19 protein-coding genes are annotated in these 25,812 nt (G+C 31.7%); 6 read left to right on the top strand and 13 right to left on the bottom strand.

Going from position 1 to position 25,812, the window contains the following annotated elements; all coding sequences use genetic code 11:
- Nucleotides 1–135: 135 nt before the first annotated feature.
- Entirely contained in the window at nt 136–2,736 is a 2,601-nt protein-coding gene (locus tag ACK2WN_RS09450; protein ID WP_416155432.1) for a heavy metal translocating P-type ATPase, read from the bottom strand.
- Between the two features lie 381 nt (nt 2,737–3,117).
- Between ACK2WN_RS09450 and typA the strand changes: the two genes are divergently transcribed.
- Nucleotides 3,118–4,950 carry a translational GTPase TypA gene (gene typA / locus ACK2WN_RS09445; protein WP_040410249.1) on the top strand — a complete coding sequence of 611 codons (1,833 nt, stop codon included), beginning with the start codon at nt 3,118–3,120 and terminating at the stop codon, nt 4,948–4,950.
- A gap of 459 nt (nt 4,951–5,409) precedes the next feature.
- Here typA and ACK2WN_RS09440 read toward each other — a convergent pair whose 3' ends face one another.
- The 4 genes from ACK2WN_RS09440 to ACK2WN_RS09425 all read right to left on the bottom strand — a co-directional run bounded on the left by ACK2WN_RS09440 (nt 5,410) and on the right by ACK2WN_RS09425 (nt 9,758).
- Complete coding sequence (locus ACK2WN_RS09440; protein WP_416155431.1) at nt 5,410–6,276, bottom strand: TPM domain-containing protein; 867 nt, start codon at nt 6,274–6,276, stop codon at nt 5,410–5,412.
- 12 nt (nt 6,277–6,288) lie between these two features.
- The gene (locus tag ACK2WN_RS09435) at nt 6,289–7,377 is read right to left on the bottom strand and encodes a hypothetical protein (RefSeq protein WP_416155430.1); all 1,089 of its coding nucleotides are present in this window, start codon (nt 7,375–7,377) and stop codon (nt 6,289–6,291) included.
- A gap of 32 nt (nt 7,378–7,409) precedes the next feature.
- Nucleotides 7,410–8,765: an SPFH domain-containing protein gene (locus tag ACK2WN_RS09430; protein ID WP_416155429.1), complete on the bottom strand. Its 1,356-nt coding sequence runs from the start codon at nt 8,763–8,765 to the stop codon at nt 7,410–7,412.
- Nucleotides 8,766–9,008: 243 nt separating this feature from the next.
- Entirely contained in the window at nt 9,009–9,758 is a 750-nt protein-coding gene (locus ACK2WN_RS09425) for an epoxyqueuosine reductase (protein WP_416155428.1), read from the bottom strand.
- 221 nt (nt 9,759–9,979) lie between these two features.
- On the opposite strand from ACK2WN_RS09425, the gene ACK2WN_RS09420 reads away from it, so the two are divergent.
- Genes ACK2WN_RS09420 through ACK2WN_RS09410 form a run of 3 tightly spaced genes read left to right on the top strand, consistent with a single transcriptional unit; the run spans nt 9,980 to nt 14,430 of the window.
- Entirely contained in the window at nt 9,980–10,213 is a 234-nt protein-coding gene (locus tag ACK2WN_RS09420) for a helix-turn-helix transcriptional regulator (RefSeq protein ID WP_329999918.1), read from the top strand.
- Nucleotides 10,203–11,786 carry a site-specific DNA-methyltransferase gene (locus tag ACK2WN_RS09415; RefSeq protein WP_329999916.1) on the top strand — a complete coding sequence of 528 codons (1,584 nt, stop codon included), beginning with the start codon at nt 10,203–10,205 and terminating at the stop codon, nt 11,784–11,786. The genes ACK2WN_RS09420 and ACK2WN_RS09415 overlap by 11 nt, the downstream gene beginning before the upstream one ends.
- Nucleotides 11,779–14,430, top strand: a complete 2,652-nt coding sequence (locus ACK2WN_RS09410) for a DEAD/DEAH box helicase (RefSeq protein WP_416155427.1) — start codon at nt 11,779–11,781, stop codon at nt 14,428–14,430. The genes ACK2WN_RS09415 and ACK2WN_RS09410 overlap by 8 nt, the downstream gene beginning before the upstream one ends.
- A gap of 188 nt (nt 14,431–14,618) precedes the next feature.
- On the opposite strand, the gene ACK2WN_RS09405 is transcribed toward ACK2WN_RS09410, so the two are convergent.
- The 8 genes from ACK2WN_RS09405 to ACK2WN_RS09370 form a co-directional block, all read right to left on the bottom strand.
- Nucleotides 14,619–15,611, bottom strand: coding sequence for a glycyl-radical enzyme activating protein (locus ACK2WN_RS09405; protein ID WP_416155426.1), 993 nt, complete (start codon nt 15,609–15,611; stop codon nt 14,619–14,621).
- Entirely contained in the window at nt 15,583–17,973 is a 2,391-nt protein-coding gene (locus ACK2WN_RS09400) for a glycyl radical protein (RefSeq protein ID WP_416155425.1), read from the bottom strand. The genes ACK2WN_RS09405 and ACK2WN_RS09400 overlap by 29 nt, the downstream gene beginning before the upstream one ends.
- Before the next feature lie 17 nt (nt 17,974–17,990).
- Nucleotides 17,991–18,761, bottom strand: coding sequence for a DeoR/GlpR family DNA-binding transcription regulator (locus ACK2WN_RS09395; RefSeq protein ID WP_329999911.1), 771 nt, complete (start codon nt 18,759–18,761; stop codon nt 17,991–17,993).
- A 604-nt stretch (nt 18,762–19,365) separates the two neighbouring features.
- Nucleotides 19,366–19,773 carry a type II toxin-antitoxin system HicB family antitoxin gene (locus ACK2WN_RS09390; protein WP_300529575.1) on the bottom strand — a complete coding sequence of 136 codons (408 nt, stop codon included), beginning with the start codon at nt 19,771–19,773 and terminating at the stop codon, nt 19,366–19,368.
- Between the two features lie 30 nt (nt 19,774–19,803).
- Nucleotides 19,804–19,992, bottom strand: coding sequence for a type II toxin-antitoxin system HicA family toxin (locus tag ACK2WN_RS09385; RefSeq protein WP_416155424.1), 189 nt, complete (start codon nt 19,990–19,992; stop codon nt 19,804–19,806).
- A 221-nt stretch (nt 19,993–20,213) separates the two neighbouring features.
- Complete coding sequence (locus ACK2WN_RS09380; RefSeq protein WP_416155423.1) at nt 20,214–22,211, bottom strand: FtsX-like permease family protein; 1,998 nt, start codon at nt 22,209–22,211, stop codon at nt 20,214–20,216.
- Entirely contained in the window at nt 22,198–22,953 is a 756-nt protein-coding gene (locus ACK2WN_RS09375; protein WP_329999904.1) for an ABC transporter ATP-binding protein, read from the bottom strand. Before ACK2WN_RS09375 ends, ACK2WN_RS09380 begins: the two co-directional genes overlap by 14 nt.
- A gap of 61 nt (nt 22,954–23,014) precedes the next feature.
- Nucleotides 23,015–23,188 carry a hypothetical protein gene (locus ACK2WN_RS09370; RefSeq protein ID WP_300529583.1) on the bottom strand — a complete coding sequence of 58 codons (174 nt, stop codon included), beginning with the start codon at nt 23,186–23,188 and terminating at the stop codon, nt 23,015–23,017.
- A gap of 486 nt (nt 23,189–23,674) precedes the next feature.
- On the opposite strand from ACK2WN_RS09370, the gene ACK2WN_RS09365 reads away from it, so the two are divergent.
- Together ACK2WN_RS09365 and ACK2WN_RS09360 are read left to right on the top strand one after the other, a co-directional pair.
- Nucleotides 23,675–25,033 (top strand): MATE family efflux transporter, encoded by a 1,359-nt coding sequence (locus ACK2WN_RS09365; RefSeq protein WP_416155422.1) that lies wholly within the window; start codon nt 23,675–23,677, stop codon nt 25,031–25,033.
- 83 nt (nt 25,034–25,116) lie between these two features.
- Nucleotides 25,117–25,662 (top strand): GNAT family N-acetyltransferase, encoded by a 546-nt coding sequence (locus ACK2WN_RS09360; RefSeq protein WP_300529587.1) that lies wholly within the window; start codon nt 25,117–25,119, stop codon nt 25,660–25,662.
- Nucleotides 25,663–25,812 lie beyond the last annotated feature (150 nt).

Here is a 25,812-nt window from a genome sequence, read left to right as displayed (position 1 = left end):
TTATCTGTCTTATTTGTGTGTTTAAAATATAAAAATAGCAGGAAAGCAAAAATCTTTCCTGCTATTTTTCTTTTAGATAACCTCATTAACAATGCTAACTTAATGACATTGCCAGAAAATCTGAGACATTTTTTTCTATAATTTTATAGTTTTTAATCTTAGTGCGTTTGACACTACTGATACTGAGCTTAAACTCATCGCCGCAGCCCCAATCATTGGGTTTAGTAGCGGTCCACCAAATATATACAGTAACCCAGCTGCAGCCGGTATACCAACAGTATTATATCCAAACGCCCAGAATAAATTCTGTTTAATATTCTTTATAGTTTCTCTACTCAACTTAATAGCCTTAGGAACATCTAAAATACTATTTCTCATAAGCACTATATCCGCTGACTCAATAGCTATATCAGTACCATTTCCTATCGCTATACCTATATCTGCCTTTGCAAGTGCTGGAGCATCATTTATACCATCTCCAACCATAGCGATAAATTTTCCTTCTTTCTGAAGATTTTCTATAACCTTAGCCTTTTCTTCAGGAAGAACATCTGAAACAACTGTATCTATTCCAACATTTTTAGCTATAGCTTCTGCAGTTTTTGCATTATCACCAGTTAACATAACAGTTTTAATGTTCATTTCGTGAAGTTTTTCTATAGCCTCTCTACTAGTTTCCTTAACAACATCGGCAACACCTATCACAGCCTGTAATTTACCGTTTATAGCTATATACATAGGTGTTTTTCCCTGACTAGATAGAGTAGTTGCTTTTTCTTCTGCATCTTTTAACTCTACATTTTCACTAGCAATTAATTTCTTATTACCTATTGCAACATTATTTCCATTTATCATAGCTTTTATACCTTTTCCAGGTATATTTTCAAAATTCTTAGTTTCAAATATTTCTAATTCTTTTTCTTCTGCATATCTTACAATCGCTTCTCCTAGAGGATGTTCAGAAACCTTCTCTGCAGATGCTGCAAATCCTAAAACATCGTCTTTTCCAAAGTCAGATCCATCTAAAAGAATTAAATCTGTAACCTCAGGTTTTCCTTCTGTAATTGTACCTGTCTTATCAAATACTACAGTATCTACTTTATACGCTGATTCTAAAGAATCTCCACCTTTTATAAGTATCCCATTTTCAGCACCTTTTCCTGTACCTGCCATTATCGCTGTAGGTGTTGCAAGACCTAATGCACAAGGACAAGCTATAACAAGAACTGATACAAATATTGTCAAGCAGAACACTAAATCTTTTCCACCAACAAAGTACCATAAAAGAGCTGATACTATAGCAACTGTCATAACTGCAGGTACAAAATACCCTGCCACAGTATCTGCTAACTTAGCTATTGGAGCTTTTCTTGACTGTGCATCCTCAACTAATCTAATTATCTGAGACAATACTGTATTTTCTCCAGTTTTTTCGATTCTTATCTTAACAAAACCATTTTTATTTAAAGAAGCTCCTGTTACAGAATCCCCTTCTTTTTTAGCAACTGGAACACTTTCCCCAGTAATCATTGACTCATCAACATAAGTTGTTCCATAAACTACAGTACCATCAGAAGGTATTTTTTCACCAGGTTTTACAATTACTATATCACCTTTTTTAATAGTATCTATGTGAACTTCCTTTTCTCCGTCCTCTGTTTCTATTATCGCAGTATTTGGCTGAAGTCCGATTAATTTTTTTATAGCCTCTGAAGTCTTACCCTTTGACTTAGTTTCAAAGTATTTACCTAAAGATACAAGTGCGATTATTATACCAGCACTTTCAAAGTATAGCTGATGGTGATGTGCATGATCTACAGTACCATTTGCTATCTGGAATGTAGTGTATAAACTATACACAAATGAAGCTGCTGTACCTAGTGCAACAAGTGTATCCATGTTAGGTGATCCTGAAAGTATTGCTTTAGTTCCGTTTATATAGAAGTGTTTTCCTATTATCATTATTGGAACAACTAAAACTATCTGTATTAATGCATAGTTTAATAAATGCGTATCAGGACTTATTATGTCTGGTAGTGGCCATGGTCCAAGTGGTGACGGTATCATAGGTCCCATTGCAACATAAAATAGTGGTATGGCTAGACACATTGTAATCACAAATTTTACAAACATATCGTGAATTTCTTTTTCTTTGCTAAGTCTTCTCTCTTCATCTGTCTGCGCTACAAATCCACTGCCTTCTATTTCTTCCTTTGTGTCAGTTTCTGTGTCAGTTGAAGATTTAACCTCTTCTATCTCTGATTTATCTATTATTGGAGTAAATCCTTTTGATTTAACCGCATTTGCAAAATCCTCTATCCCTACTAACTTTGGATTATACTTTACAAATGCTTTTTCTGTAGCTATGTTTACATTAGCTTCCTCTACTCCTTCTAATTTTTTCAGAGCTTTTTCAGAACCCATTGCACACGCTGCACAATGCATTCCGTCTATTCTAAATGTAATCTCTTTTAAATTTGAAATTTCTCCAACTTCTTCTACCTTTTCTAATTCTTTTTTATCTATTATTGGAGTAAATCCCTTTGATTTTACTGCATTTGCAAAATCTTCTATTCCAACTTTATCCGTATCATATTTTACAAATGCTTTTTCTGTTGCTATGTTTACACTAGCTTCTTCTACTCCATCTAATTTTTTTATTGCTTTTTCAGCTCCCATTGCACATGCTGCACAATGCATTCCATCTATTCTAAATGTAATTTCTCTTATGCTCATACTATCCCTCCCCTTTCTGAAGTAATTCATAATCTTATTATACCCCCTTAGGGTATAATATCAAACATATTTTTTTCTCAAAAATAATAATTTATATACCAATACGATTTAATTAAATAACATTCTAGTCAATTTGTAAATAAATTATCTATATTTTTATAATATTCTATAATGATTCTTCATAAATATTTTATATTAGTTTTTACAAAAGTTGTGCTATAATGTACTATAATTTAAAGAGATGAATGAAATTGCACATTGACACAAAAAAATTTTCTTTGAAAATGATTTCAAGAAAAAAATAACATTTGTATTCCTTGTGTGACTTTCATGATTGTGATATACTTGTTAAGTTATGATATAAAGAAGGGAGCTAAACTTATGGCAAAGCATAAAATTATAAATATAGCCGTTATCGCCCATGTCGATGCTGGTAAATCAACTCTAGTTGATGCTTTTCTTTCTCAGAGCGGAATATTTAGAGCAAATGAAGAAGTAAGAGAGCGTGTAATGGATAGTAACGACTTAGAACAGGAAAGGGGTATAACAATATATTCTAAAAACTGTTCAATAAACTACGGAGACTACAAAATAAACATAGTAGATACTCCTGGACACTCTGACTTCTCTTCAGAAGTTGAACGTGTTATGAAAACTGTTGATACAGTTATACTTCTTGTTGATGCAAGTGAAGGACCAATGCCTCAGACAAGATTCGTTTTACAGAAATCACTTGAATGTGGTTTAAAACCAATATTATTTATAAACAAAATAGACAAAAAAGACCAGAGAGCTGAAGAAGTTGTTGACGAGGTATTCGACTTATTCGTTGACCTTAACGCAACTGATGAACAGTGTGAATTCCCTATAATATACGGAATAGCTAAACAGGGAATAGCTAAATTAGATATGGAAGAAGAAAGTGAAGATTTATCTCCTCTATTCAAAACTATAATAGATCACGTTGAAGCTTATCCTGATTACGATGATGAACCATTACAGCTTCAGATATCTTCTCTAGCTTACGATGACTATATAGGAAGACTTGGTATAGGTAGAGTTTACAAAGGTAAAGTACAGCCAGGACAGAATGTATGCATATGTGGTGAAGCTGAAGAACCAAGAAAAGGTAGAATAGGTAAACTTACTGTATATGAAGGTTTAAAACAGGTTGAAACTGAAGAAGCTGGAAGTGGTGAAATAGTTGTTATATCTGGTATACCTGATATATCAATAGGTGAAACTATCTGTTACCCAGATAACCCACAGCCAATAGAAATGATAAGCATAGAAGAACCAACACTTTCTATGAACTTCCTAGTAAATGATTCTCCATTCGCTGGTAAGAGTGGTAAATTCGTTACAACTAGACATTTAAAAGATAGATTAGAAAAAGAACTTGAAGTAAACGTTGGGTTAAAAGTTGAACCACTTGATACTACTGACGGATACAAAGTTTCTGGACGTGGAGAACTTCATCTTTCTATATTAATAGAAAACATGAGACGTGAAGGATACGAACTAGGGGTATCTAAACCAGAAGTTTTAATGCACAGAGATGAAAATGGTACTCTTCTTGAACCAATGGAAAGAGTTATCGTTAACTGCCCAGAAGTTTATTCTGGTACAATAATAAATGAATTAAACCAGAGAAAAGGTATGATGGAATCAATGGAAATGGAAGGAGATTATGTAAAAATAGAATTCATAGCTCCTACTAGAGGTCTACTTGGTTACAGAAGTGAATTCATAAACGTTACTAGAGGTGAAGGTACTCTTGTAAGATCATTTGAAAGATTTGAAGAACACAAAGGTGAAATACCTGGAAGAAGTAATGGTGTTCTAATATCTCAGGGACCTGGTACAACTATGGGTTACGCACTTAATGCATTAAGTGAAAGAGCTACAATGTTCGTTGACCCAGGTGTTGAAGTTTACGAAGGTATGATAATAGGTATGAACTCAAGAAAAGACGATATGACTGTTAACCCATGTAAGAACAAGAAACAGTCAAACGTTCGTGCTTCTGGTTCAGATGATGCTATCAAACTTGCTCCTCCAAGAATATTCACTCTTGAAGAAGCTCTTGAATTTATAGATGAGGACGAATTAGTTGAAATAACTCCAGACGCTATAAGACTAAGAAAAAGATACCTAAACGAACACGAAAGACTACAGTACAACAAAGCTAGACAGGCTGCAAAAAACAAATAAAGCTACTATGGATGTCACAGATTTTCTGTGGCATCTTTTTATTTGCTTTATTAAAAAAAGGAACTTCGATATTATATTTCACTCCAGGCTTCGACGATTTCTTCTGTCTAGTTCGAACTCCGTTCGAAGCTAATGTTTTGATTTTATCTCTTATAAAGTATTTACATAATTTATGTTAATTTTGTATCTATTTTATCAATTTTTTTCATTTTTATTTTACATGTTTAAGTATTATACTTATAGTAAGGACAGTTTTATTATTCGATGATCCATATATTATGAAAATATCCCGACAACAATGCTTCCTTGTTACCGGGATATTTTTATGCGAAAAATATAATTACATATTCTTTTTAACTAGCGTATAGTATTTTATTATCTGTTATGTTTGATTTCAGCAATTGTGTTTTGCAGCCAAGCACATCACAATGCTAGAAATCAGCACAACAGTAATTATTTCTAGAAGCTTCCACTTGAGCCACCGTAGCTACTTCCACCACCGCTACTAGATCCACCTGTGTCAGTGTTTTTAGGTCTCATAGTTCTAGTTACTGTTCTGTAAAGGAAGATATCTTGGCTTTTTACAAGTTTCATATCCATTAGATAATCATCTGCTCTGCTTTCACTTCTGACAGATTTTAATTGAGATTTATACATCATCATTATAACCAATGAAATTGCACAACCTATTACTATAGATAGAGGTATCCAAACGCTATTGTTTATACCTTCCTCTTCTGTAGACTCTCCTTCAATAGGATAATTTCCCTCATCATCGTAGTTTTCTCCATAAGGATCACCTGCGACATACATTGCACTGAGTTCTCCTGCATTATCCGCAAAGTTTTCAAATGCAGAGTAAAAATCATCATCTGATAAGTATGGAAGGAATTCGCCTGATAGGTAATCAAGTCCTTCTTCGTTAAATGCTTCTTTTGCAGATCCATGAGTACTCATTGCCCACTCTCTATCTTCAGTAGCAACTAAAAGAAGTATTCCATCTCTATTTTCGCCTTTACCAAATTTATTCTGTTCAAATAAATCATTTGCAAATTCTTGTGCACTTTTTCCATCCAGATAATCTACTGTAACTACTCCAACATCTATATTATTTTCATCGCTTATTTGTGCCAATTTAGATTTCAATGTTTCTAGCTCATCTGTAGTTAGCACCTCTGCACTGTCAACTGCATATTCCATATCTCCATCTGCAAAAGATTTTTCAATAGTTTTCAAATTAAAGAATACAGAACAAAAAATCATACTAAATGCTATAAATATAGAAAGTGACGCTTTTTTGAAATTATTTTTCCCTAAACTATTCATACAATCCACCTCCTAAAGCATATTTATAGCAAAGGCAGCTGCATAAACAACCAACGTCGCTATAATTGCATATATTCCAAAGAGTTTGAAAAACTTCTTGCTATCCATAGGCAGATTACCTACAAATTTTCCTGTCTGCGCATTCATAACAAATGTGTATTTTTCATTGTTCCAACTAGTTGTAAGCATCCAAACGGGATAAAGTGCGTACTTAGCAGAACCATTTTTAAGCCTCACAGAATTGTACTCTGGTATAACTGTTGCATAAAATCCGTCAACAGTTGAAGCAAGAGCCTCAACTGAAGAATTCTTTATTCTATCATTAGCTCTACTCACACTATCATCCTCTGTTACATCGTATCTATCAGCCAAATACCCAGCAAGATAAGCAGTCTCAAAATCAACAGCCTCACTTATATCAAATGGCTCTATAGACTCCATAAGCTCATCGGCTATTTTTGAAGAACCATCTACAGGAACATTTCTAAACTTCATATCTCCACTTCTAACTATAGAATAGTGGCTTGTTTCTGTGTAATCATAATCTCCGTCAGACCAGAAATGCACCCTAGTCGCCTTATATCTCGCATCAGCTTCGGCATCTGCATCAAAAATCCAAAACGGCACATACATCCCTTTTATTTCATCTATGTGATTTTCTTCTTTAAATAAATCTGGAACCAACTTCTTGCTATTAACATGCTCCTTTAATTTCTCTTTTGCGTATTTCTTATCCAATTTAAAAGGTATTACAAGGTCTGGCTTTAAATCTCCAGCAAGCCTCCCTGTCAAAATCACAGGACTTCCACAGAACGGACAGCTAGTAGCTACTGTATTTTCATCTGTTACTAGCTCTCCTCCACAAGAATTACAAGTATATACGTTCATAGTGGCTTTTTCACCGTCATTCCACTCTTGTCCTGCATGAGTTTCCCAACTCATATCATCTGCAACATCTTCATTTTTTATATCAACATAAGCTTTTATATCATCTATATCAAAAACTGTATCACAGTACGGACATTTCAACTTTTGCTTTGAACTGTCAAACTCTATGCTCCCTCCACAGTTGGGGCATTTAAACTCTTGAACATTAGGCATAGAACCACCTCTTTATCTTTTGAACTTTATTATTAATCATTTTTTATATCATTTTCGTCAAATCTATCTCCACATTCTGGGCAGAATTTTGGCGGATTGTAAGGATCTTCTGGTTCCCATCCACATTTATCACATTTATATAGAGGCATTCCTGCAGGTTTTTTCTTTCCACAATTTGTACAGAACTTACCTTTATTCACTGTTCCACATTCGCAAACCCAACCATCTTCAGGCTTTTTAGCTCCACATTCAGAGCAGAATTTTCCTGTATTTTTCGCTCCACAGCTACAAGTCCACTCACCTGCAACTTCATTAGCACTGGTTGAGTTATTATTTTCAGCAAATTTTTTCATCTCTTCCATCTGCTGTTTTTTCTTTTCTTCAGCCATTTCAAATAAGCCGTTTACATTCATTCCACCTGCATTTGTAGCCATTCCCATGCCCATAAATCCGGTCATTGCACCACCTTCATTACCTGCAGCAGTTTTCATTGCATCTGCCTGAGCTGCAGCTATTGTAGCAGCTGCCATTGAAGGATCTCTTAAAATAGCTGCTTTCTGAGCCTGTTTTATCATATCTGCATCTTCTTCTGGTAATGTTACAGAATTTAAACCTATTGAAACAACTGAAATCCCTCTAAGTTCTGCCCATTTTTCTGTAAGTGTTGCATTCATTGCCTTTGAAAGCTCATCAACATGGGCAGGAAGAGCATTTGGTCTTATTTCTAAATCAGATATTTTTGCAAATGCTGGCTGTAGGGCACCTATAAACTCTGCTTTTAATTGAGAATCTATCTCTTCTCTTTCATAACTACCTTCAACATTTCCACATACATTTGTGTAGAATAAAACTGGGTCAGTTATCTTATAAGAATAAATCCCATTGCATCTAACTGAAACATCTATATCAAGACCGATATTTCTATCAACCACTCTAAATGGAATAGGCATTGCTGTTCCAAATTTATTTCCAATTATTTCTTTTGTATTTACATAGTACACTCTCTGGTCTTTTCCAGTGTCGCCACCGTAAGTAAATCTCTTGCCTATTGTTTCAAATGTCTTTCTAATTCCGTTAGAAAGGCTTCCTGTAAATATACTAGGCTCAGTAGATTTGTCAAAAGTATACTCTCCTGGCTCAGCACAAACTTCTACTATTTTTCCCTGTTCAACGATTAGCATACACTGTCCATCTGCAACTGCTATTCCTGAACCATCAGATATTATGTTATCACTAGCTTTAGTATTTGAAGATCTCTTTGAAGAAATTCTCTTAGAACCTTTTACCACTAAAGTCTCAGCATCTATTGAATCGCAGTAGAAAAACTCTTTCCACTGATCTGCAAGTGTTCCACCTGCTGCACCTGTTATCGCTTTAATTAATCCCATTTTATTACCTCCTATTGAAGTATTTTAAATTTAAATTCATTTTAATATTTAAGTTTTTATAAATATATACTTTAATTCATTATATTCTTTAGTTGCAATTTATAAAAGACTTTATCCTATTTTTATGTATTACAAATTTGTAATCAATTTTATCTAAAAATAAATTTCACTTATCTTTATAAATGTTTTATATAAAGTAATCTTCTATAGAACAATTATTTATTATCTTTATATTTTGTATTTTTATTTCAATGGATTTTTAAAAGTACATGGAAGTCCAATTGTACATTTACCACACACATCTGCCATTTTATTATTTCTTTCATTCTCAACGCAAATCTCCAGACACTTAAATCTATCAAATCCATCGTATCTAAGTGCTCCAGAAAAACATCTTTCCACACATTTACCACAACTGCCATTTAACTTATAAAGACATCTTTCTTCTTTCAAAGGCTCATCTGTATCTATCTCCATATTTGTAACTACTGAGAAAAATCTTCCATTGATACCTTTTTCAGTTATAAGCATATTATTAAGCCCAAAAGTTCCAAGTCCAGAAAGATATGCTATGTGTCTCTGTGACCATCTGCTCTTCGCCTTTCCATCAACTATCCCACAATCTACTGGTTTAGCTGCTTTGTAACCCATTTTTTCAATTTCTGCTACAAGATAGTCATTTAACTTATCTGCCATCTCATTTGTCTCCCGATATGAATGAACCCAAACATCTGAAGGAAGAGTGCCTTCTTTGTTAGAATTTGCAATGCTTTCTTTAAATGGAACAAAATATGAAATCATAGTCTTTGCATCTTCTAAATAATCTGTCGCAAGGTGATGATCCTCTATAACTGCTTCTCTTAGATAGTTCATATTTTTATCATCTACTTTAGAAAATCCTACAAGTACATCTTCCCACTCAGCAAAAAGATTGTTGTTAGATTTGTATTCTTTTATAAAATTATTTATTAAATTAGTAAATTTTTCTCTCATAAAAATCCCTCTTTTTCAAAATATTCTTTAACTTTATTATACAATCATTCTAATAATTTATGTAAAAAATAATTATTCAAATTTATCTTTTTAATTTAGTATCATTATAAAATATCAACAATTCTATTTTGTGATACAAAGTCCATATATATTGAGACTATATATAATTTCACATTTTCGTGATATAATAAACACAAGCTTATTTTATAAGGAGGAATTATATGGCAGTTACATATAAAAAATTATTTCATTTGTTAATTGATAGAAATATGACTCCTGCACAGCTACAGCAGAAAGCAGGATATAGTGCAAATATCTCAACTAGATTACGTAGAGATATTTATGTTTCACTTGAATCAATAGAAAAAATATGTCGGGTTCTCGATTGTAAAGTAGATGATATCGTAGAATTTATACCTGATGAGATAAAAGGAGAAGATATTAATGGCAAATAAACTTGAACTTACATGGTATGGTAAAGACAAGCCTATTATGGTAGAACCAAGAATCTTAATAGAAGATAAATCACTTTCAAATTGTGATCAATATCCAAACACTGAAAATATGATTATTCATGGCGATAATTTACTTGCACTAAAAGCTTTAGAGAACAAGTACATGGGGCAAGTAAAATGCATATATATAGATCCACCTTATAATACTGGTTCTGCTTTTGAACATTATGATGATAATTTAGAGCATAGTCAGTGGCTTAGTCTAATGAAACCGAGGTTAGAAATTTTACGCAATTTATTAAGTGACGATGGAAGTATATGGATAAGTATTGATGCTGATGAATGTCACTATTTAAAAGTTCTTTGTGATGAAGTTTTTGGTAGAAATAATTTTATTGATGAGGTAGTATGGCAAAGATCTTATTCACCTATAAATTTAAAAAAAACATTGTCAAGATGTCACGACTCAATTCTTGTTTATGCAAAAAATAATGGAACAGATTTTGAATTAAATAAATTACCTAGAACAGCCGAAGCAAATAAAAGATATAAAAATCCAGATAATGATCCAAGAGGTATATGGAAAACTGGAGATATGTCGGTTGGACCGAGAGTTGAATCAAATGTTTATAAAATTGTTACTCCAAGTGGAAGAGAGGTTTATCCTCCTGAAGGTCGTAGTTGGGTATACAGCGAAGAACGATATAAAGAAATGGTTGATGATAATAGAATTTGGTTTGGTACTAAAGGAAATAATGTTCCTGCTGTTAAAAGATTTCTATCTGAAACAAAAAATGGCATTGTCGCTATGACATTATGGACTAGAGATGAGGTTGGTGATTCTCAAGAAGGTAAAAAAGAAGTAAAAACAATAAATATTAATTCTGTATTTCCAACTCCAAAACAGGAGCGTTTAATTGAGCGTATTCTTACCCTTGGAAGCAATGAAGGTGATTTAGTTCTTGATTCATTCCTTGGTTCTGGAACTACTGCTGCTGTTGCCCACAAAATGGGGAGAAAATATATTGGTATTGAAATGGGGGATCATGCCTATACACACTGCAAGAAAAGACTTGATATGGTCATATCTGGTGAAGATAACGGAGGCATCTCAAAATCTGTTAATTGGCAAGGTGGAGGTGGCTATCGATTCTATGAACTTGCACCATCACTTATTAATATAGATGATTTTGGTGAAGCAATCATCAATCCAGAATATGATGCAGATATGTTATCAGCTGCTATAGCACTTCATGAAGGATTTACTTATCAACCAGATGAAAAGTTATTTTGGAAGCAATCTATAGGAAATGAAAATAGCTATCTATTTGTTACTACTCGTCATTTAAATAGCACGTTCCTTGATTCAATTAAAGATACAATGGAAGAAAATGAATACTTAATAATAGCTTGTAAATCATATGATGCAGGTTTAGAAAAAGCATATAAAAATATTACAATCAAAAAAATTCCGCAAATGTTACTTGAACGTTGTGAATTTGATAAATCAGACTACAATTTAAATATCGTACATCCCCCAGAGTATGATGAAGAGGAGGATTTTGATGAGTAATTATTTCCCTCAGTATACAACAGATTATATCAGTGGGGTTATGTCCTTAAGAAAACCACAGAAAAAATCTCTTAAAATACTGGAATCTATTTTAGATAAGATAGATTTAAGCAAAAATATGAATTTAACAAATACACTTGATGAAATTCATCAAATGTATCCAATTTGTACTGACTTTGAACGTGAATTTGTGTCACTTACTTTTGCTTTAGCTACAGGTGTCGGTAAAACAAGATTAATGGGTGCTTTTATTGCATACCTTTATACTCAAAAAAATATAAAGAATTTTTTTGTTGTAGCTCCAAATACTACAATTTATGATAAGTTGAAAAGAGATTTAAGTGATAGTAGTAGTTCTAAGTATGTATTTAGAGGACTTGGTTGTTTTTCAGTATCACCAAAGATTATCACAGATGATGATTATAAATCAAAACAAATTTCTTTATCTGATTCAGATATTCGTATTTTTATATATAATATTGATAAGTTTAATAAAGAAGATGCTAATATGAAAAAAGTCAATGAAATCATAGGTGATTCGTTTTATCAATCTCTTTCTTCTTTACCAGATTTAGTACTTATTATGGATGAATCTCATCATTATCGTGCTAAGAAAGGCGCACAGGCTCTAAATGAACTGAATCCAATTTTGGGATTAGAGCTAACAGCTACACCTCTTGTAAAGAAGGGAACTAAGCAAGTTCCATTTAAAAATGTTGTTTATGAATATCCTCTTTCAAAAGCAATTGAAGATGGCTATACACGTACTCCTTTTGCAATTACACGTTCAGATATTGATTTTTATAATTTTGGTGATGATCAATTAGATAAAATGATGCTTATGGATGGTATTGCTTGTCATGAACATACAAAGAAAAAATTAGAAGCTTATGCAATCAATCATCAGAAGCGTATTGTAAAACCATTTATGCTTGTAGTTTGTAAGGATACTTCTCATGCACAGTGGGTAGAAAACTTTATATGCTCTGATGAATTTAGAAATGGTAAATATAAAAATAAAACAATTATAGTACACTCTAAACAAAAAGGATCTGAAACAGAAGCAAATACGAGATTGCTTTTAGACGTAGAAAATCCTGATAATCTAGTAGAAATTGTTATTCATGTAAATATGCTAAAAGAAGGTTGGGATGTTAATAATCTTTATACTATTGTACCTTTGCGTACTGCTGCATCTAAAATATTACGCGAGCAGATGGTAGGTCGAGGACTTAGACTTCCTTACGGTGAGCGTACTGGAGATCGTGATGTTGATGCTGTTATGCTAACAGCACACGATAAATTTAATGATATTCTTAAAGAAGCACAAAGTGGTAATTCTATCTTTAAAGCTGGTAATGTAATAAAAGCAGAAGAAATCATTCCAGAAAATGTTGAAAATACTCAAATTTCATTTAAAGAAGATTCTTTTACTATTTGTGAAGAAGGTTATAAATATACAGCTTTACCAAAATCTGAAAAAATAGATTCCTTCTTTAAAAATACAAAAAAAATTATCAAAGAAGAAGTTGGTAATGTAATACAAAACTCACCAGAACATGTTGTTACTGAACAAAGTACAAAAGAAATTATTCAAATTGTTACGTCTAAAATATCTGAAGATAAGGATTTGAGAGATGTTTTCAATGAAAATAAGCTTCCCCTTGTTGGATGGTTAGATAATCAGATTGAAAAAACTCATATTGAAGTAAAAAATAAATTTATACCTATTCCTCGTATAAAAATTACAGATGATGGTTTTGAAGAATATGAGTTTATTGGTTTTAATCTTGAACTATCTGGTTTTAATCATATTCCTATAGATAATGCGTTATTAGTTCAAAACCTTGAGGATATGACTGATCGTCAGCGTATAAAAGGTGATGCTATTGATTTTTCTGGATATAATCCTAAAAAGGTCATTTTAGACGAGTTACGTAAAAAGCCTGAAATTGATTATGAAAAATGTTCATCTCTTTTATTTAAATTAATATTACAACTTTGTAAACATTATGAAAATCAACATGGCACAGATGGAATGCAAAATATTATTATAATGTATAAACGTGACATTGCAAATAAGATATATTCCCAAATGATGCAACACTTTTACTATAAAAACAACTCTTTGAAAGAAGAAGTTATTGATACACGTAATCATAATCTTCAACAATCGTATAATTATAAAGAAAAAGTTGATTTATATGATGATTTTAATGAAAATATTCATTCAGTTTTATTTACAGGAATTAAAAAAGGTGTATTTGATTCAGCTAAATTCGATAGTAAAGATGGAGAACTTACTTTTGCACGAGTGATTGAGCATGATGATGATGTTATAAATTGGCTTCGTCCTCATCCGAATGAATTTAATATTACATATAATCATGGACATAATTATGAACCAGACTTTGTTGTTGAAACAGAGGATTATATTTATTTAGTTGAGGTAAAAGGAGAAAATAAACTGAATGATCCAGATGTAATTGCTAAAAAAGAACGTGGAATTCAATATTGTTCGGTAGTATCTACATGGGCAAAAGAAAATGAATCTAAACAATGGCAATATTTATTCATCCCAGCAGGACAAATTCAATCAAATTCTTCCTTTAAACAGCTTGCATTGAGATACAAAGAAGTATAAACAATTATATTATAGCTACATGAGAAAGTATTATATTCCATGTAGCTATTTTTTATTTAACAATTTTAATTAAATTTTATATTTATACATTGTATTTATTTGAAAATATGAAAAAAGGATACAATTATTATCTATAACAAAACTGTATCCTTTCTTGTCATTAATATATTTTATTTTTAATTAACTACTTATTCTATAATTAAATTCTTCAACCCTACCTGCTTGACAATGTCATAAAAATGCTGCATCTCATCCTTGCTAAACATTTTATAATTCTCATCGAATCCATACACCAAGTCGACAAGTTCATACTTTGATGGAGCAAGAGGATTGTAGTTTAATAACTCATACCTAACCTCTGGATAAACTTCAACCAAAAATTCTGCTATGCTTCTTACATTTTCGTCAGTAGCTGTCATAGTTGGTATAAGTGGAGTTCTTATTATCACTTTATCTCTATGCTCGCTTTCAAGCACATATTTAATATGTTCCTTTATAATTTTTGACGATACTCCTGTAAATTCTTTATGTTTATTTTCGTCAAATACTTTTAAATCAATATATATCAAATCCAAATATGGAAGTACTTTTTCAATAATCTCAACTGGTGCATACATAGTAGTTTCAATGGCTGTATGTATTCCTTCTTCCTTACAACGCTTTAACACCTCAACCAAAAACTCTCCCTGCATTAAAGGCTCTCCACCAGAAAAAGTAACCCCACCATCATTTCTAAAGAATACCTGATCTTCCTTTATCTTTTCGACTAATTCTTCAATTCCGTACTCTTCACTATCATATCTTATTGCTCCAGACGGACACATTTTTACTAACTTATCAAAATTTCCATCATAGTTTAAATTGAAATACGGTCTATCCTCTCTATATTCAAGTTGATTTTTTTCAGAAACTTTTTCGCATATTCTACAATGAATACAGCTATTTTTGAAGTATATCGGTCTTTTCTTTGCAGATAACCCTTCAGGATTTTGGCACCACTTACATCTCAAAGGACATCCTTTAAAAAACACCGTTGTTCTAAGTCCAACACCGTCGTGAACTGCAAATCTCTTAACATCAAATACCAATGCTTTTCTAGAATCCTCTATTTTTTCATTGATTTTTACTTCTTCATTCAATTCTAGCTTTTCATTAGATTTCTTCATAAGCTGTCCTTTCAATTATCTCATCCTGTAATTTTCCTGCTAATTCAATAAAATAAGCTGTATATCCTGCAACACGAATTGTAAGTGATTTATGTCTTTCTGGGTGAACTTTCGCATCCAATAAATCCTCTCTTCTCACAACATTAAACTGAATATGAGGAACTTCTAAATCTACAAAAGCTCTCAAGAAGTTTTCAAACTTCATCATTCCTGTTTCTGTTTTGAAAAATTTTGGCAAGAATTTCATATTTAATAGTCCACCGTTTGTAGTGTAGTCGTTTGATATTCTCGATACAGATTTTAAAACTGCAGTAGGTCCTGCAATATCTCTTCCATAAACTGGTGACATACCACCATCTGCAAGTGGAGTAAGTGCATTTCTTCCGTCTGGAGATGCTCCAACATTTTCTCCCATTGGTACGTGTGCAGAAACTGTGTACATTCCTGTGTGATATGCTCCACCACGATAATTTGTGTAATCTTTCATTCTTTCTCTAAAATATCCTGCCCATTTTGTACCTAAATCGTCAACCCATTTTACATCATTTCCGTATTTAGGTGCTTTGTTTAACAACATTGTTTGAGTGATTTCGTGTCCTTTAAAATCATCTCTTAAAGCCTGAAGTAACTCTTCTTTTGAAATCATCTCTTCATCATAGACTAGCTCTTTAATTGCAGCTAATGAGTCGGCAAGGTTTGCAACCTGAATCATCTGTATCCCAGAAAGATTGTATTTTGCACCACCTCTAGTAACATCTAGCCCTTTTTCTAAGCAATCGTCTATAACTGTAGATAAAAATGCAGAAGGTAGACAATCCTGATGAGCCTTTTCTACTACAACTTCCGCTTTCATCATCTCATCTATGAAATAATCTATCTGCTTTTTAAAAGCTTCCTCTAAATCTTCAAATGTTTTATAATCCTCTAATTTACCTAAGTTTAGTCCAATCTGTTCACCAGTTAGTAGGCATTTTCCTTCATTTAAAGTTAATTCTAGTGCCTTGTTTAAATTGAACATCGCTGCATCAGACCAACCTAAGTTGTTTCCATGTGTAGTAAGCTCAACACAACCTACAATTGCATAATTTCTTGCATCTTTTTCTTCAATTCCAAGATTTATCATTGCCTTTATTATAGACTCGTCATTGAAGAACTGTGGCATTCCACTTCCTTTAGCGACAACTTTTATAGATTCCTGCATTAATTCATGCGATGTGTTTTTATTAAGTCTAACTGATAAATTTGGCTGAGGAAGTCCTAAATGATACTGAGCCTTTAATATTAATAAAGATAAATTATTGTAAATGTCATCTCCATTTTCATCAACTCCACCGATTGCTATGTTGAATCCTATTGGGAATCCAGCAAAATATTTTGCACTATGCTGATTTCTTAAATAAACAATCTGGTTGAATTTTAACCATAAGCATTCAATTATTTCTAGTGCATCTTGTTCAGATATGATCCCTTTTTCAATATCTTCTTTATAGTAAGGGTATAAATACTGATCCATTCTTCCTGGAGAGAATGAAGATGCATTTGATTCCATGTGTAAAATCGTAAATAAGAACCATAATGACTGAACTGCTTCATGGAATGTTTTAGGCGATCTTTCTGAAAGATTTTTACATATTTCTGCAACATTTTTTAAAGATTTTTTGTAAACATCCTCGATTTCATCATCCCCACAATTATTTATCATATTTAAAATATAATCGTGGTATCTCATCATAAAGTTTTTAGCACCTTCTAATACAAGAATCGTACATTCATAGAACTCTTTCTGGCCTTCTTCACAATTTGCCATTTTTTCTTTTGCTTTGTCTATTAATCCCTGTGGTCCAAATTTTAGCCATAGTTCAGAATCTGGGCAAATGTGTCCCTGTGCGTGGTCTTTCTGGTTTATTTTTACAACCTTCGCCATAGCATTTATCTCTTTACCATAGTTATGTTTAATAACATCTTCCATAGATTTTCCGTTCCAATATGGATAAATGCTTTCTCTAAATTCTTTAATATCTTCTTCCTTTACCAAGAATTTGTCCTGTGGTCTAGTTGGAAGTGTTTCAAACTCCTTATTAACCCAAGAGCATCCACTTTCTGGGAAAACAACCCCATATCTAACTCCCTTTGTTCTATTCCCTACAATTAGCTCCTCTTTTTCAACACCTATCTCTAACTCTTCAAGTGCTGCTTTAAGTGATAAAGCTCTTTTCTTTGGAACTGATAGAGCTCCACTTTCCTTGTAAACTCTCGTAATTATTCTTGCCTGTTCAATAGATGCGTATCTCGGTGCATCTAACATCTTCTCTTTTAAAATATCTATTCTCTTAGTCTGAATTAAATTATCAAATTTTCCTTGAATTAAATTGCTCATCTTCCACCTCTATACAATTAAATAATTTCTAGTCCTTTTTCTTCTAACTTTTTCTCATCTTCTAAATCCAATTTCTTTTCAAATATATATCCTGTTAAATCTTCTAAATCCGCAAATACATAGTTCCCCTCAAGATTTAATTTTGCAGTTTCCGCTAAAATATAGCATCTTCTACTAGAATTTATCACTTCTTTTTTAGTTATACCGTCGTCTACAGAATATGTAGTCACCTCTTCTTCGTGCAAATCAATCCCTACAACACCTATAAATGCTAAATCGAATTTAAACTTTTTAATCTGCTCTATTGTAAATGTTCCTATAAATCCGTCCTTTGCCTCATTCAACGCTCCAGCTAAAAAGAACAGCTTTGTGCTACATTCCTGAGTAAATACGTTCATTATATCTATCATATTTGTAACAACTGTTATGTTTAAATCTTTCTGATATATTAATTTTGCAATCTCTAAAGTAATTGTAGACACACCTAAAAAAATAGTTGTTCCTGGTTTAATCATCTCAACTGCTTTTAATGCGATTTCTCTTTTTTCTTCAGCGTAAACATCCTTACGATCACTGACATTGATTACATGAGGATTTGTTCTAACTGTTGTCGCTCCACCATGTATTCTCTTCAACTTTCCTGCTTTTTCTAATATGGTTAAATCTTTTCTTATACAGTCCTCTGTCACGCCAAAGTCTTGACTTAATTCTTTTACTCTAACTTTTCCGTCTAAGTTTAATTTTGCGATTATTTGATTATGTCTTTCTTGTTGTAGCAAATTGATCACCTCTTTTCAATTATTATTATGGCATGAATTTCAATAAAAAACAATATTAAACGATAATAAACGATAATTATTTTTGTTGCAATCAATATTAAGTAATAATTTTCAATAATTTATATATAATAAGTAATACTTAGTAATAAAAAAAGAACCACGTTAGAGTATATCCCTACGCAGTTCTTTTTATAATATTTCTATTTAATTTTTATTTTTTTAACGCAAAAAACCTCCAGCTATTCACTGGAGGTTTCTTTATATATTCTCATTATTAATTATTTTCGTCTGCCATATATGATACAACTGAAAGTCCATAAACTGCTATAACAGCTAATATTGCTATTGGTAATATCATCATTATTACTCGCCCTCTTTCCAAATCTCTTGTTACTATATTATATTCCCAAAACTTTATATTTTAAACGCATTTAGTATTTCTTCTAAGAATATATCTCTATTATAAAACTTTATTTAATTTTTATCAAGTTAAATTTTTGTAATAATATCTAAAAAACTAATATGAAATTATAATTAAAATATACAAATCTGTAATTAATTTACATTAATTTCATATCAATCGCAAAAAATTTAAAAAGAGCATAATTAAAAACTATGCTCTTTCATTTATCTCTTTTATTAAAGCTTCCTGAAGTATCTTAGAAAAATTTAATCCTCTATCAGTAGCTTCCTTATTAAGCCATTCAGGTATTGTTAGAGTTTTCTTTACTGATCTGGAACTATGTTTTTTTCTATATTCTTCCAAATCAAATTCTATAATCGCAACAAACTCATCTTTATTTTCTGATAAATCTATACTAGTTATTTGTGAAGGTGTGGGTATTTCTTCTCTATCTTCCATACGTGATGTAATTGCTAAGCCCAATGCATCGCTCGCCATTTTATAAGCTTCTTCTAGATTATCTCCTTCACTCATACACTCCGGAATATCAGGAAAAGTTATCCAAAATCCACCTTCTTCTGCTATATGAAACACTGCTGGATAATATAATTTTTTCATAGACAAATCCTCCATTTAAACTCGACAGGGCTATTTAAGCCCTGCCTGTTTTAAAATTTGTGTTTCTAAACCTTTTTTCAAAGATTTAGAGTGATAGGGTACTATAGTCTGTTTTCCAGTTTTATAATTTCTCAATTTTACATGAGATCCATTTTGACTGACGACCACAAAACCCGCTTTTTTGAGATGAGCAATCATCTCCTTAGGTGTCATAGGCATAATATTTACCTACCCTTCATAGCTAACTATTAAGGTTTTCACCTTAATTAGATTATAATACGTATTAACACGTATGTCAATTTTTCTATTATAATCCTCATATATATACTTTCCAACCTATGTCATTTTTATTATACTTTATTTTATTTTAAAAAAATTTATATCAAATCGCCGAAGCCTGGAAGGGGAATAACTGCGATCAAAATCCCCACAAAAAGATATTACTTAATCTCTGCTAAATACTTCCTAACTGCACAAACAAAATATCCAAAATACACAACCGTAAACACAGCAATTGCAATCAACGTCGGTGGATTTGATATAGGCAAGCTACTTTCCAGAGCAAAAACTTTCTGAATCGACTGCCCTGCAACAATTCCACTTCCAATACCAAATACATACGGAATCATAAAGAATATAGCTGTCTGTTTTATCACAGATTTCTTAACAAAATCCTCTCCTACTCCAATCTTTCTAAGAATAGAGAATTTTTTCTTATCCTCAACAGCTCCAACCATATACTTAAAGTATAGAATCGCTCCTGTTGAAATTATGAACACAATCGCCATAAATAGAGAAATAAATCCAACTAAATTATAGAATGTGTAATTTTTGTAATCAAAATCTTCTGCAGCTACAAATTCTAAATTTCCGTTGTCCCTTATATAACTACTTATCTTCTGTGTTTCTGTAAATTCCTTAGTATTTGCAGCTAAAAATGTTACTTCCAAATCCTTTTGTGTTTTAGCTGTATCTAATCTTTTTAAGAATTTTTCTTCATCTTTTCTAATTATAGTTAATTCTTTTATCATATCTTTTGGCAATTTTTTCTGACATAGTTTTTCATAGTCCTCATCAGAAATTATATATCCGAATCCCTCATCAGGAGAAGCAAATATATGATTTATTACCATACCTTTTTTCTTAAATTCCATATCTAAAATCTTAAATTTTTCTCTTGATTCTATTCCCATACTTCTAGGTGTTTTTAAAAATACTGCTTCCCCAGATTTTGGCTCTTTTATTTCCATGCTTTTCTGGATATCCTTACTCTTTAACTCCTTCACACGTTCATAATCAGAATATTTCACAACACTTATATCGTTGTATCCTGGATAAGTTGAAAATGCGTCTGCCAAAGATCTCATATATCTAATTTTTACCTGCTCTTTGACATTTGATTTATCTTCTTCTAATGCTCTTTTAAAAAGCTCCTCATCCTGATTATCATAAGCTATACAAGAGATACTGTATGGAAAATCTGTTTCTTTCATATTTTTAAATATATTATTCATAGTGAGTCCTGCTGAAAGAGCTGTTATACAACAAACTATTAATATAGAAGTCAATGACATTATTTTATTATTCTCAACTATGCTAAATGCTATGCTATTCAAACTAACTATATTAGTTCCCTTGTATTTTATCTTTTTGTGTTTTGTTATTCTTGCAAAAATTTCAGTCAAGAACCCAGAACAAACTAGCTTTAATCCAATTATTACAAGTATTGGAGCTATTATTACAGCAAACATCATTATCATATTCAACTTATCGTAATAAACACCGACATAATATCCTGCAAATAAAATTACAACACCTACTATACCTATTAAAAATCTAGTAACTGAGCTTTTTACAACATAGTCTTGTTTGTTTTTTGCACCTTTTACAAGTTCTGCTATATCAGTTTTTACAAGCGCTCTATACTCTCTAAAGAATGAGTACATAAGAATAACCCCAAAAATCGCTAATGTGTATATTATCGCAGCTTTAGATATTTCAAAGCTAATTGCATTTTTTGATTCAGAAATTTTCATTATCGCCATAATAAACATTCTATTGGTAATTATCCCAAGTAAAATTCCCAAGAAAAGAGATAGTAGTCCTATTAATAGCCCTTCTTGTGCAAATAGTAGGGCTATTTTTCTGTTTTCAATTCCCATGAATGTATATATCCCAAATTCTTTTTTCCTCTGTTGAACAAAGAATCCTGTCGAGTATCTAATAAATGCTATGAAGAATATCACTAAAACAAATGTACACACACCTACAAGTGCATTGAATGTTCTAAAATCTCTCATAGTTTCAAGCTGTTCACTGCTACCTATAGACACAAAATTGTAGAATATCGCTATGCAGAAAAGCATTGAGAATATGTACATTCCGTAGTTTTTTATGTTGTATTTTATGTTTTTTAAAGATATTTTAAACAATCTCATTAACTGCACCCCCTGTTGAAGAAAGTACTGTCATTATGCTATCGAAAAATTCTTTTCTATTTCCACTGCTATTTAACTGCATGTTTATTTTTCCATCTTTTATAAATAGAACCTTTTTTGCATAACTCGCTGCAAATGAATCGTGTGTTACCATTACTATTGTCTTTCCTAGTTCATCGTTCATTTTCTTAAAGCAATTTAAAAGCTCTACAGATGATTTGCTATCAAGTGCTCCTGTTGGCTCATCAGCAAATATTACTTTTGGATCACTTATTAATGCCCTAGCAGCTGCAACTTTCTGCTTTTGTCCTCCTGACAACTCTATAGGATATTTTTTTAATTGAGGATTTAAATTAAAAAATCCTGCATACTTCTCAACTTCTTTTTCTATTTTTTTATAATTTTCTCCAGAAATAACCATCGGCAATGCTATATTATCCTCTATAGACATTGAATCGATAAGGTTGTAATCCTGGAATATGAAACCTATGTTATCTTTTCTAAACTTTGAAATCTCCTTGTTTTTCATGTTAAATACTTCCTTGCCATCGTATTTCACACTGCCAGAAGTTGGTCTTTCTATAGTAGATAAAATATTTAGAAGAGTAGACTTTCCAGCACCTGATGGCCCCATTATCGCAATAAATTCTCCATCGTTTATCTCAATATCTATATCTTCTAATATTTTAAACACGTTTCCATGCACTCTAAATTCCTTTTTTAATTTTTCCGCTTTAATCATTTTTTATCACCTTCCGTCTTAAATTTATAATACAATATATTTCCTAAAAATACACTTTAAACTATATATTGAAAATATAAACCGAGTATAAAACCACATAACCTATCATTAATGGAATTATAATCTTTGATTTTTTTAATAGTCCTTGAAATCCACCTGTAAATATACTTTCTAACCCTATAAGTAATGTTAGAAATAATAGTATCATTGAAATTATAAATATTACATTCCTCATAAAATTTTCCTCCTCTCGTATGTTTTTCTTTATGATTTTATTTTATATTCTTTCTGATTTTCTAAAAATCGATTAACCTTACAAAATACAACATCTAATCTTACACTTTTGTAAGGTTTGCTCGTAAAATAGTATATATGTGTCATAGCCGCTCCAAACAATCAAGTTGTATTGTCGCTGGCTATGACACATATATACCATTTCACTTTTATAATATGGAAACCGCTGGGATGAGATTTATCTTGGGTATATAGTTTTAAAGAATATTCATTGTTTATATACAGTTTTAGTTATTTTTTATAGGAAAACATTTATAGTAGAAATTTTTGTTGACGAGTTTGTTTTTATATTATAAAATAACTAATAGTTGTGAATTAAAAATATATATTTTTGCCAATTTGGCTATAGATTTTGCTGTTTCTGAGAATAAACAGTACGTCTATAGCTTTTTTTATTGCAGTTATTTTTTTAAGGGGAGGTTTTTTAATGGAAAACGTAGAAAAATTAAATAATTCAAAACCGTCGTCGTACAATCCGATGACAGATAGAAGTGTTGTTCCTCTATTGATTTCAATGGCAGTTCCGCCTATGATTTCAATGTTGATACAGTCACTTTACAATATAGTAGATAGTATTTTCGTAGCACAGATAAGTCAGAATGCTCTTACAGCAGTAAGTTTAGCGTTCCCACTTCAAAATCTTTCACTATCTTTTGGGGTTGGACTTGGTGTTGCGGTAAATGCAAATATAGCAATCAACATGGGTGCAGGAAACATGGAGAAGGCAGATTCTTATGCTGGGCAGGGAATAATTCTTACAATAGTTCATGCGTTATTATTCGTATTAATAGGTTTATTTGGACTTAGACCATTCTTCTCAATGTTTACAAATGATCCAGAAGTTATAAACTACGCAATACAGTACGGGTCAGTTGTTATAACTCTTACATTTGGATCATTATTCCATATATTATTTGAAAAAATATTCCAATCAAACGGAAACATGGTTGTTCCAATGTTTTTACAAGGATTTGGAGCAATAGTTAATATAATATTAGACCCAATTTTAATATTTGGTCTATTTGGTGCTCCACAGATGGGTGTTTTAGGAGCTGCTGTAGCTACAATAATAGGACAGTTCTGTGCTGCTACACTTGCGGTTATCCTATTCTTAAAACAATCTCCAGTAAAAATAAAAAGACACCATTTAAAAGTTAATTTTAAACTTATATCAGATTTATATAAAGTTGCACTTCCTTCAGGTGTTATGATGTCTTTACCTTCAATATTAGTATCAATACTTAACGGAATACTAGCATCTGTATCACAGGCAGGTATAGCATTCTTCGGTATATACTACAAACTGCAGACATTCGTAAATATGCCTGTAACAGGAATCATTCAGGGAATGAGACCTATAGTAAGTTACAACCATGGTGCAGAACTTAAAGATAGAGTTTTAAAAACAATAAAATACGCTATGATATTCTCAGCAGTTATTCTTGTTTCAGGAACTATAGCTTTTAACTTATTTACAAAAGATTTATTAGTTATGTTCAGTGCAACAGACGAACTTTTAGGATTTGGTATACCTGGTCTTAAAATACTTTCACTTGGATTTGCGTTCTCATTCGTTGGAATTACTATGAGTGGTGTGTTTGAAGCATTAGGTAAGGGATTTTATTCTTTATTGATATCAATATTTAGACAGTTAATTATAATTGTTCCACTATCTTTAATACTTGTTAAATCAATTGGACTTACAGGTGTTTGGATTACATTCCCAATAGCGGAATTTGTGGCAGCAATTATTGCAATAAGCCTTTACAAAAGAGTAGTTAAATAATATTTTAACAATTATCATTTACAAAATAGTTATAAAGTAATATTATAGAATTTATTAAATACTATAATTTAAGAGGTGATTTGATGAAGTTTATAAGATTAGAATCAAAAAATGATAAGTACTTTAATGAAACTATGAAAATATATGAATGTAGTTTCCCTATTTTTGAACAGAGGGTATTAAAGGATCAAGATGAGGTATTTGAGCGAAAGGACTACCACGCAGATATAATATGCGAAGACGATACTTTAATCGGTCTATTATTCTATTGGAAGTACGATTTTAAAGATGAGGAATTTGTGTATATTGAACATTTAGCGATATCTCCAGAATTGAGAGGTAAAAACTACGGTTCTAAAATACTTACAGAATTCTGCAAAGAAAATCCGAACACTATCCTTGAAATAGACGAACCTGTAGATGAGGTTTCTATAAAGAGATTGAAATTCTATTCAAATTTAGGCTTTAAACTTCAACAATTCCACCATATCCATCCTCCTTATCGTAAAGGATTTGATGGACATAGTCTAAAAATTATGAGTTTTGGTAGAGATTTATTAGATGAAGAATATAATAAGTTCAATGAGTTTTTAAAATATACAGTTATGAAATATTCAGAGGTAAAATAATTAATTTTGCTTTCAAGTAACTAAAATACTTAATAACCAATTATCAAGTAGGGGCTAACTTGTAGCCCCTCTCACACCACGGAGCGTGCCGTTCGGCACTCCGCGGTTCAATTTCATATAATAATCTAAGCAACTTATTAATCCTCTTTT

The sequence above is a fragment of the Peptacetobacter sp. AB800 genome, assembly GCF_047807365.1.
In the GTDB taxonomy this organism is placed as follows: domain Bacteria; phylum Bacillota; class Clostridia; order Peptostreptococcales; family Peptostreptococcaceae; genus Peptacetobacter.
The sequence above is the reverse complement of the archived record's forward strand: the minus strand, read 5'-3'. Positions and strand labels throughout refer to the sequence as shown.

Bases quoted from the DNA above. Each gene is read 5' to 3' on its own strand.
- typA (WP_040410249.1), top strand. From the start codon at position 3,118: ATGGCAAAGCATAAAATTATAAATATAGCCGTTATCGCCCATGTCGAT.
- ACK2WN_RS09425 (WP_416155428.1), bottom strand. From the start codon at position 9,758: ATGAGAGAAAAATTTACTAATTTAATAAATAATTTTATAAAAGAATAC.
- ACK2WN_RS09420 (WP_329999918.1), top strand. From the start codon at position 9,980: ATGGCAGTTACATATAAAAAATTATTTCATTTGTTAATTGATAGAAAT.
- ACK2WN_RS09365 (WP_416155422.1), top strand. From the start codon at position 23,675: ATGGAAAACGTAGAAAAATTAAATAATTCAAAACCGTCGTCGTACAAT.
- ACK2WN_RS09375 (WP_329999904.1), bottom strand. From the start codon at position 22,953: ATGATTAAAGCGGAAAAATTAAAAAAGGAATTTAGAGTGCATGGAAAC.
- ACK2WN_RS09415 (WP_329999916.1), top strand. From the start codon at position 10,203: ATGGCAAATAAACTTGAACTTACATGGTATGGTAAAGACAAGCCTATT.
- ACK2WN_RS09360 (WP_300529587.1), top strand. From the start codon at position 25,117: ATGAAGTTTATAAGATTAGAATCAAAAAATGATAAGTACTTTAATGAA.
- ACK2WN_RS09390 (WP_300529575.1), bottom strand. From the start codon at position 19,773: ATGAAAAAATTATATTATCCAGCAGTGTTTCATATAGCAGAAGAAGGT.
- ACK2WN_RS09385 (WP_416155424.1), bottom strand. From the start codon at position 19,992: ATGCCTATGACACCTAAGGAGATGATTGCTCATCTCAAAAAAGCGGGT.
- ACK2WN_RS09410 (WP_416155427.1), top strand. From the start codon at position 11,779: ATGAGTAATTATTTCCCTCAGTATACAACAGATTATATCAGTGGGGTT.
- ACK2WN_RS09400 (WP_416155425.1), bottom strand. From the start codon at position 17,973: ATGAGCAATTTAATTCAAGGAAAATTTGATAATTTAATTCAGACTAAG.
- ACK2WN_RS09370 (WP_300529583.1), bottom strand. From the start codon at position 23,188: ATGAGGAATGTAATATTTATAATTTCAATGATACTATTATTTCTAACA.
- ACK2WN_RS09440 (WP_416155431.1), bottom strand. From the start codon at position 6,276: ATGAATAGTTTAGGGAAAAATAATTTCAAAAAAGCGTCACTTTCTATA.
- ACK2WN_RS09435 (WP_416155430.1), bottom strand. From the start codon at position 7,377: ATGCCTAATGTTCAAGAGTTTAAATGCCCCAACTGTGGAGGGAGCATA.
- ACK2WN_RS09430 (WP_416155429.1), bottom strand. From the start codon at position 8,765: ATGGGATTAATTAAAGCGATAACAGGTGCAGCAGGTGGAACACTTGCA.
- ACK2WN_RS09380 (WP_416155423.1), bottom strand. From the start codon at position 22,211: ATGAGATTGTTTAAAATATCTTTAAAAAACATAAAATACAACATAAAA.
- ACK2WN_RS09450 (WP_416155432.1), bottom strand. From the start codon at position 2,736: ATGAGCATAAGAGAAATTACATTTAGAATAGATGGAATGCATTGTGCA.